We start from the raw sequence: 662 nt of genomic DNA on the forward strand, positions 1-662 counted from the left end.
GCTTCGGCTTCGGCTTCGGCTTCGGCTTCGGCTTCGGCTTCGGCTTCGGCTGGCAGGGTGACAGTAGCCAGTGCTTGCGGTTCTGCGTCGCCGGCAATGTCCGGCGCCGAATCCGGCACAGCCGCGTCCAGTTGTTGCGGTTGCGGCGCAGCCGCTTGCGGCACTACCGGCTTGCCGGCCAGTGCCTGCAACTCGGCCAGCAGGTCAAGGGCTTCCTGCCGGATCGCGGCAAGCGTGGCTTCGTCGGCTTCGGCCGGCACGGCTTCCGGCGCAATATCGCCAACGATATCGGTGCCTGCGGACACTGGTTCCATGGCAGGCGCTTCGGGCACTGCCACTACCTCAGCTTCCGGGCTGGTAACCGGCTGCGCGGGAGCGGCCACGGCTTGCGTGGCGCCAGTGGGCGCCGGCGCAGCGGCGGCGGCTTCGGCCGGCGCGGATACGGCGGCAGCTACGGTGACTGAAGCAGCGGCCGCGGCGATGCTCTTGCCGGAAGCCTCGGGCAGCGTCGTAATCGCCGAACGCACCAGCGGCTGCGGCTGGCGGAACGGGCTGCTGACGACCGTGCCGCGCAGGGACTGCGCCGGCCGCGGCGCCGGAGCCGGTGAAGGGGCTGCGGTCGGGGCCGGCCTGCGCGCCGCCGGCTGGGCCGGACGCGGCGC

The 662-nt window shown here is 72.7% G+C and carries 1 pseudogene; it reads right to left on the minus strand.

The features are described 5' to 3' along the window. Nucleotides 1–662 (minus strand): annotated as a pseudogene (locus tag C265_RS32605) (cell division protein FtsK); the annotation flags it as partial.

The organism is Cupriavidus sp. GA3-3, assembly GCF_000389805.1.
Classification (GTDB): Bacteria; Pseudomonadota; Gammaproteobacteria; order Burkholderiales; family Burkholderiaceae; genus Cupriavidus; species Cupriavidus necator_D.